General features: G+C 68.3%; 1 protein-coding gene. It reads right to left on the bottom strand.

Going from position 1 to position 1,090, the window contains the following annotated elements; all coding sequences use genetic code 11:
* Positions 1–837: an undecaprenyl-diphosphate phosphatase gene (locus tag AC5LSR_RS04890; protein WP_250282896.1), complete on the bottom strand. Its 837-nt coding sequence runs from the start codon at positions 835–837 to the stop codon at positions 1–3.
* Between the last annotated feature and the right edge of the window lie 253 nt (positions 838–1,090).

Genomic DNA, 1,090 nt, shown 5'->3' with positions numbered 1-1,090 from the left:
TCAGGCGTGCAGGGCTCCGGTGGCCAGCAGCACGAACAGCGCCACGCCGACGGCGACGCGGTAGGTGACGAACACGTTGAAGCTGTGCCCGGCGATGTATCTGAGCAGCCAGGCGATGGACGCGTAGGCGACGGCGAAGGACACCAGCGTGCCGACGGCGACGGACGGCACGGACACGCCGCCGCCGACGGCGTCCTTGAGCTCGTAGAGTCCGGCGCCGGTCAGCGCCGGGATGGACAGGAAGAACGACAGCCGGGTGGCCGCGACCCGGTCGAGGTCGCGGATCAGCCCGGTGGAGATGGTGGCGCCGGAACGGGAGAACCCGGGGAACAGCAGAGCGAGGATCTGCGACGATCCGACGACCATGGCGTCGGAGAGGGATATGTCGTCCTCGCCCCGTTTGTGACGTCCGAAGCCGTCGGCGAACCACATCAGCGCGCTGCCGGCGAGCAGCGAGCCGGCGACGACCCACAGTGACGCCAGTGGCCCGTCGATCAGCGGTTTGGCGGCGAGCCCCACGAGGACGACGGGGATGGTCGCGTAGATCACCCACCAGGTGAAGGTGTAGTCCGGGTTCTGCCGGGCTCGCGGGCTGGCCAGGCCGCGAGCCCAGGCGGTGGCGAAACGACGGATGTCGGCGAAGAAGTACACCAGGACGGCCGCGATCGCGCCGACCTGGATGATCGCGGTGAAGCCGACCACGGACGTGTCGTCGACGGGTATCCCCATCAGCCCTTCGGTGATCTTCAGATGTCCGGTCGAGGAGATCGGGAGGAACTCCGTGACTCCCTCGACGACACCGAGGACGGCGGCCTGCCCGACACTGATCACGCTCACGTGGTCGAAATCCTTGATGATCCAGGTGCGGCGGCATGCCCGCACGACCGAGTTGCTGGCGGTCACACGGTATGAGCTCCGCCTCGTCGCTCGTCACCTGGGCTGGTCCGCATGTGACGAGCGACAACGATAGGGCGTCGCGCATGTGAGGAGCATGTGAACGCGGGCCGCTCCGCCGCGAGGGTGGGCTGCGAGCGTGGGACGCGGGAGTGGGACGCGAGCATGGGACGCGAGCATGGGACGCGAGCATGGG

The organism is Protofrankia sp. CiP1_Cm_nod4 (genome assembly GCF_982290645.1).
Note: the sequence above shows the minus strand (reverse complement) of the source record. Positions and strands in the feature narration are given on the sequence as shown.